General features: G+C 68.6%; 6 protein-coding genes and 1 pseudogene. All 7 read left to right on the forward strand.

Features of this window, described 5'->3' with window-relative positions; genetic code table 11:
• Window positions 1-585 (forward strand): annotated as a pseudogene (locus Q1V87_RS05930) (DNA-directed RNA polymerase subunit beta'); the annotation flags it as partial.
• Between the two features lie 402 nt (window positions 586-987).
• Window positions 988-1605: a hypothetical protein gene (locus Q1V87_RS05935; RefSeq protein ID WP_292709626.1), complete on the forward strand. Its 618-nt coding sequence runs from the start codon at window positions 988-990 to the stop codon at window positions 1603-1605.
• Between the two features lie 132 nt (window positions 1606-1737).
• Window positions 1738-2658, forward strand: coding sequence for an ABC transporter (locus Q1V87_RS05940; protein WP_300591257.1), 921 nt, complete (start codon window positions 1738-1740; stop codon window positions 2656-2658).
• Window positions 2659-2705: 47 nt separating this feature from the next.
• Entirely contained in the window at window positions 2706-3164 is a 459-nt protein-coding gene (locus Q1V87_RS05945) for a hypothetical protein (protein ID WP_300591258.1), read from the forward strand.
• Window positions 3165-3231: 67 nt separating this feature from the next.
• On the forward strand, window positions 3232-3888 hold the full coding sequence (locus Q1V87_RS05950) for a spermidine/putrescine ABC transporter substrate-binding protein (RefSeq protein WP_300591259.1): 657 nt from the start codon (window positions 3232-3234) through the stop codon (window positions 3886-3888).
• A 57-nt stretch (window positions 3889-3945) separates the two neighbouring features.
• Window positions 3946-5367 (forward strand): DUF5684 domain-containing protein, encoded by a 1422-nt coding sequence (locus Q1V87_RS05955; RefSeq protein ID WP_300591260.1) that lies wholly within the window; start codon window positions 3946-3948, stop codon window positions 5365-5367.
• A gap of 258 nt (window positions 5368-5625) precedes the next feature.
• On the forward strand, window positions 5626-5994 hold the full coding sequence (gene rpsL / locus Q1V87_RS05960; protein ID WP_013584051.1) for a 30S ribosomal protein S12: 369 nt from the start codon (window positions 5626-5628) through the stop codon (window positions 5992-5994).
• The last annotated feature ends 71 nt before the right edge of the window (window positions 5995-6065 follow it).

Genomic DNA, 6065 nt, shown 5'->3' on the forward strand with positions numbered 1-6065 from the left:
GTCATGGGCGCTCGCGAGGTGCAGCGTTACCTCGTCGGTGGCGTCCAGGGCGTGTACCGCTCGCAGGGTGTGCCGATCCACGACAAGCACATCGAGGTCATCGTCCGTCAGATGCTGCGCAAGGTCACGGTCGTCGACCACGGCGACACGAACCTGTTGCCCGGTGAGCTGGTCGACTTCCGTCGCTACCAGGACATCAACCGCCAGACGGTCGCTGAGGGCAAGCGCCCGGCATCCGGCCGCCCGGAGCTGATGGGTATCACCAAGGCGTCGCTTGCGACCGAGTCGTGGCTGTCGGCCGCTTCCTTCCAGGAGACGACCCGCGTGCTCACGCAGGCTGCGATGGAGGGCAAGAGCGACCCGCTGGTCGGCCTCAAGGAGAACGTCATCATCGGAAAGCTCATCCCCGCCGGAACCGGACTTGCGAAGTATCGCAACGTCGCGGTCGAGGCGACGGAAGAGGCCAAGAGCGAGCGGTACCCCAACCGCATCTTCGCCTCGGACGGCGCGTACAGCGACGCCGACCTGAGCTTCGTCGACTTCGACAGCTTCTCGACCGACGACTTCACGGGCAACTACAACTGACCCACGTCGTAGCACGCAGGGCCTCGGGATATCCCGGGGCCCTGCGTCGTTCCCGGCATCCCCCCCGCCGACTTGCCCTCTTTCGCGCCCGGTTGTCCTTCGCGTCCGGCTCCGCCGCGTTCCCTGCGCGGGGACATGCCCTCGCCGGCTGCGCCGGCTCCCGCCAGACCCGGTGCCAGCCCCGCGCAGGGCACGCCGCTGCGCCTCTGGCATCTGCGTCGAGTTGTCGTCAGCGTCCGGCTGCGCCTGTGCTCCTGCGTAGGGATACGGACTCGAAAAGCTGACGCGTATCGTCGCTTCGCGCGCGGATGCCGACACATCGCGACAACTTTTCGGGGCCTCGCGGGCGTCCTGGCCGACTTCCCGGGCATCGGCGTCGTACGGTTGCTGGCGGAGGTCACCATGGCTCGCGTTCCCGGTCGCGACAACCGCATCGCCATCCCTGCAATCGTGCTGTCTCTGGCGATTGTCGGGGCGCTCGTGTGGTTCGCCGTGCCCGCTATGCCGCTGGTCATGGCGTGGGCGGGAGGAACCGCGGGAAACGCAGCGACGATGCTCGCCGCAACCCCGACACTGCACGCCGTCGTCGCGGACGGACTGGACGTCGCCGAAGCTGACTGCCGCGAGCTGTACCCGACCGACCTCTGGAACGAACTCACCTGGACGGCGGATGCGATTCTGAGCCAGTCCACGGCTGGACCCACGACAGCGATGACCGACCTCGTCTCGGCGCTGGCGCCGACGGCAACGCGTACCTGCACCTGGACCGACAGTTCCGGGCAGGCGGTGGTCACAACCTTCGCGACAGTGTCAGCGGATGCCGCCGGGATCGCGGAGGCTTCCCTGCGTGGGCAGGGGTTCTCCTGCGCGACGGCAGACGGCACACTGGAGTGCTCCTCGACGACGGATGCCGGCAACGAACACCAGTCGGTGCGGGGAGCGCTGTGGGTCGCGACGGTGTCGAGTGCGTGGTACCCGGACGACTACGACCAACGCATCGCCATCCACCTCTGGCAGTGATGCCCGCGAGCCCGGATGCCTCGGGGGCGTCACCGAGAATCCATATCGGCGTCCGCACGGCCTCGTTCCGCGGATCTGAACCCGGGTCGGGGTAGTCTGCGAGCCGAGGATCTACCTCGGGAGGAGTTTCGCATGAGTGACGACAAGCCCACGCCCGGCGCGCCCGTGGAGGAACCGGTCGGCGAGCCCGTCGCCGAGGAGCCACCCGTCGACGACGTCGTCGGCAGTGCGCGCGAGAGCCTTGCTGATGCCGAAGCCGCCGGATCACCGACGCCCGAGACGGTCGCTCCCGTAGCCGAGCCCGTTGTCGTTGAACCTGTGGTCGTCGAGCCCGCGGCCGAACCGGCGCGTGTCGAACCCGCCGCAGAGCCTGTCGCGGTCGAATCCGCGCCCACCGAGGCAGCAGTGCCCACTGAGGCGTACGAGGCCACTGTTATCGCCCCCGTGGTGACGGCGAGCGAGCCGACCGGGGGCGCCTTCGGCCTACAGCCGATCTTTGTTCAGGCCCCCGAAGCTCCGCGTCCTCGAGGCAACCGCGCAGCCGCGGGCGCAATCGGCCTGCTTGCGGCCCTCTCGTTCGGCGTTCTGTACCTTGCGGTCGGGGTCGGTCTCGGCCTCATCGACGGTTCCGTCACCGCCAGCAGCATCGGCACGGCGCTGCTGGCTGCGCTGTCGACCTGGGCGCTGTGGGTCCCCGTCGTCGTGTTCTTCATCGCGTTCTGGCTGCTCGGTGCGATCATCAACCGCGGCCGGTGGGCGGCGTGGGTGATCTTCGGCCTGATCGTCGGGGTTGCGGCCTATGGTGGGCACCTCCTGGGGCAGCTCTTCCAGGCGCCGTTCTGGAGCCTGACGGCGAAGGAGGGCGCAGAGCTTGTCGAAGGGCAGCTGCTGGCTCCGCTTGCCATCGCTGCGTTCATCATCGGTCGCGAGCTCACGATCTGGTTCGGCTCCTGGGTGGCCGCCCGGGGCAAGCGCATGACCGAACTCAACGTCGAGGCGCGCCGCGAGTATGAGCGCACTCTCGAGGCTGGTCCGCAGCTGCACCAGTACTGAGACGCAGGGGCACCCTCCATGGCCGCGCCTCGGAGCTTCACTGTGTCATGAGCCGCTCGCGCAGGGCAGCGGCGACGGCGGCGGGAGCCGTGCTGTTCGCTACGGTGCTGATCGCGGCGTTCGGATTCGTCAGCCTGCTCCTGGACGAGGACGTGATCGTCACGCCGAGTCTCGGGCAGGTGCCGGGCGTCATCGCGGTCGGGGCCTCGCTCGCGTCGATGGCGCTGACGATCTGGGTGCGGATGCCGGCATCCGGCGTCTGGGGAACGCTGCTGTGGAGCGGCCTTGCCGCCTTCCTCGGCTACCTTGCGGGGCTGGGCGTGGCATCCGTGTTCGCAACGGCGGATGGCGTCCTTGCTCTGTCGGCCGTCGGACGAGCTGCAACCACGTGGCGGGGGCTCGTCGTCATCGCCGCGGCGATCCTGGGAGCGGCGATGGCTCTGGCGATCGCGCGTGGTGCCGGCGAGAACGCGCGGTGGCCATGGGAGCGGGATGACGATGAGTGAGCGCCTCGACACGCGCGTCCTCTGACGGAGCCGCAGTGCACGAGGGCTCCGGCGCTACCGTAGAGGGGTGGAGCGCTCGCTCGAAACGGAAGTGAGCCAGGCCGTCGATGCCTGGCTGCGCTGGCTTCCGCGCTGGGAACCCGCGACGCACCGCGGCCGGGTTGCCCCGTGTCGGCGGTGCTTCGGGTCGCCCATCCTGTCTGCCGCAGGTCTCGGATCCGATGTGCCGCACGGGGTACAGCACGGCCTGTCGACCCGCATCAAGACGATCGTCGACCATGCGGTTGCTGACTACACGGCACAGAACCTTCCGATGCTGCAGGCAGAACTCGACCAGCAGGCGGCCCGTAATCGCGCCCGCAGCTATCGCCCGGCTGAAGGCCTCGAGCCCGAGTTCGAAGGCCTGCCGCTGGATCCCGACCCGGTCCCCGGTGCTCCGTTCCTGTTCACGATCTCGGGTCTTGCCGATGAGGCAGACGCCGATGTCCCGGCGCTTCCGCCGCTGAGCCCCGAGGCGAAGGCGGCGCTGCGGCAAGAGGTGGGCCTCGCCGACGACTACGCCAACATGATCGGACGGGATGTCTGCACGATCCTGCTCCACCATCGACTGCGCATCCAACAGGGCGTGAGCCAGTATGTCGAACCGCAGATCACGGCGATGCTCGATGACCTCGCCCGGTCGCTGGACGCCCCCTTCGATCCGCGTGATTCCCTCGGGGAGTGATGGCTCCGCGCAAACCAGGGGCGTCGCCGCGCAGGGCCGCACCCTAGGGTGGATGCCATGACCGACGGAACCGCGGTGACTCAGGCGCTGATTCTGTTGATCCCTGTCTCGGCGACAGTGATCGCCCTGTACGTCTGGTGCGCCCTTGCGCTCAGCGCGGTCTTCGCGAAGTCCGGCGAGCCGCGCTGGAAGGCGTGGGTCCCGTTCGTGAACCTCGCCGCGCTGCTCGTTCTGGGAGGAATCCCTGGATGGTGGGTCCTGCTCCTGCTGATCCCAGGCTTCGGCGGTGTTGCCGTCTGGATCCTCGTGATCGTCGCGGCGCATCGCGTTGGACTCTCGTTCGGCTACGGCGGGGGAATGACGGTGCTGGCTGCTCTGCTGTTCCCCGTGTGGGCGACGGTCATCGGCTTCGGCTCGGCCCGCTGGATCGGACGAGAAGGCCGCCGCCGCCGTGGCACCGTGCCCGATGCGGCGGTCTTCACGACCTCCGATCCAGCTGGCAGAGCGCCGTCGGAGCCACCGCCACCACCGGCGCCGCCCGCCGTCTCACCGTTCGCCCCACCGCCGCTCGAGGCCCCTGCGCCCGGAGCGGACACCGGCTCGCGGTCGCGCGCGAGCGGGTCTCGCGCCGAGGACGGGTGGGACATACTCTCCGCATTCACCGAGGCGGAACAGAGTCCCCCGGCACCGATGGCGCCTATCGCACCGCCTGCGTCACCGTCGATCTCCGGGTGGGGAGAAACCGACCAGCCCGACGAGCCGGCAAGCCCCCCCGAAACCCCCGCTGCCCCCGAGCCTTTCGTGCCTCCGGCGCGTGCTTCGCGACCGGTTGAGACCGGCGCCACGGGCCTTGCACCATCGGCAGAGCCGATCGATGATGTGACCGACGCCGTCCCCGGCGCACCAGCGCCGGTCTCTGCTGTCAGTGGTCGCTCGTCGTACGAGGACGCCCCCCTGTTCCCCCCGGTCGCGGACGGCGAGCACTGGGCGACGGGGCCGGATGCCGAGCCTTTCCCCGAGGCCTCAGGCGCGGTCTCGGCGATCGTCGGCTCTCCGGTAGCGGGATCGCCACGAATGGCACGGTCGGCGGTCTCGGCATCCGCTGATGATGAGGGCGACTTCGACGCGACGCTGTTGGCCCACCGCAATCGCCCGCGGTGGTCGCTCGTAACGGCAGCGGGCGACGAGTTCGAGTTGCGCGCGCAGGTCGTCATCCTCGGGCGGCGCCCGTCACCAGACCCTGCGCATTCGGGCGCGCAGCTCGTGGCCCTCGATGACGTCACGGTTTCCAAGACCCATGCTCGTCTGGAATTGCGTGGCGACCAGTGGCATGTGGTCGATCTCGGCTCGACCAACGGCGTCGTCGTGATCTCGGTCACGGGAAGCGAGATCGAACTTGCGCCCGGCGGCGAGGCTCCGGCGGGCGAGAGATTGCTGCTCGGTGACCTCGAGTTGCGGCTGGTCCGCGCGTCGCGTTGACAGCGGGACCAGCACGGGTCCACGTTTGACCGCCCCCCGAAAACCCGCGTATCATTGACCGGGTGTGCGCCTGCACGCCACTTGTGCTGCGCCTCGGCGTGTCGCAAGGCAAGCAGGGTTCGCACATCAGGGAACGGCCTGCGAACAGGCCACCCCCACGGCATATCCACCACACGACTCGCGACAGACTTCTGGCGCGCCGGTGGATCTGTGGTGAAACCACGAGCTGTCACCGTGCAGCACAATCAAGGAGAGAACGTGCCAACCATTCAGCAGTTGGTTCGCAAGGGACGGTCGCCGAAGGTCAGCAAGACCAAGGCTCCCGCACTGAAGTCGAATCCGCAGCAGGCCGGGGTCTGCACCCGCGTCTACACCACCACCCCCAAGAAGCCGAACTCGGCGATGCGCAAGGTCGCTCGTGTGAAGCTGCGTAACGGCACCGAGGTAACCGCCTACATCCCCGGCGAGGGCCACAACCTGCAGGAGCACTCGCTCGTGCTCGTCCGCGGTGGTCGCGTGAAGGACCTCCCCGGTGTCCGCTACAAGATCGTCCGCGGCGCCCTGGACACCCAGGCCGTGAAGAACCGTAAGCAGGCTCGCAGCCGCTACGGCGCGAAGAAGGGTTAAGGAACATGCCTCGCAAGGGACCCGCCCCGAAGCGCCCCGTCGTCAACGACCCGGTCTACGGCGCACCGATC

The sequence above is a fragment of the Microbacterium sp. genome, from assembly GCF_030149085.1.
GTDB lineage: Bacteria > Actinomycetota > Actinomycetes > Actinomycetales > Microbacteriaceae > Microbacterium.

Coding starts and splice junctions, on each gene's coding strand:
- Q1V87_RS05935 (WP_292709626.1), top strand. CDS start 988: ATGGCTCGCGTTCCCGGTCGCGACAACCGCATCGCCATCCCTGCAATC.
- Q1V87_RS05940 (WP_300591257.1), top strand. CDS start 1,738: ATGAGTGACGACAAGCCCACGCCCGGCGCGCCCGTGGAGGAACCGGTC.
- Q1V87_RS05945 (WP_300591258.1), top strand. CDS start 2,706: ATGAGCCGCTCGCGCAGGGCAGCGGCGACGGCGGCGGGAGCCGTGCTG.
- Q1V87_RS05955 (WP_300591260.1), top strand. CDS start 3,946: ATGACCGACGGAACCGCGGTGACTCAGGCGCTGATTCTGTTGATCCCT.